We start from the raw sequence: 440 nt of genomic DNA, 5'->3' as shown, positions 1-440 counted from the left end.
CAGGCTGAAAAGGGATATGTTCCGTTCAAGGACGATTCCGAGAAATGGAACACGCACGATGACGGACTTGACGCTGGTTTCGTCAATCCTTTAAAGACTGTCAGCAAGCGCTTCAGCGACAAGCCAACTGCACTTGGCGGAACGACAAGTTCTTCTGTAAGCGGTTCGTTCTATGCAGGTGTGGGACCTTGGGACGGAAGCAAATGGAAAGGCAATACAATAGGAGGTTCTTACAGCTACTCCAGCGATACCAGCAAGGGACTTTCCGCACTCGTTGACTTGAACGGTGACGGACTTCCTGACAAGGTTTATAAGTCTGGTGGTTCTGTATATTATCGTCCACAGATTAAGACAGACAACGGAGAAGTTGTATATGGTGAGCCTGTCAAGGTAAAGGGTATCAGTAACTTCTCGACAACCAAAAGTTCTACGAACTCTTT

The 440-nt window shown here is 47.3% G+C and carries 1 protein-coding gene; it reads left to right on the top strand.

The features are described 5' to 3' along the window. A partial coding sequence (locus DXD25_RS16440) for a hypothetical protein (protein WP_187360516.1) occupies positions 1-440 on the top strand: 440 nt, incomplete at both ends.

This window comes from Prevotella sp. TF12-30 (genome assembly GCF_003436715.1).
Taxonomy (GTDB): Bacteria; Bacteroidota; Bacteroidia; order Bacteroidales; family Bacteroidaceae; genus Prevotella; species Prevotella copri_A.
Note: the sequence above shows the minus strand (reverse complement) of the source record. Positions and strands in the feature narration are given on the sequence as shown.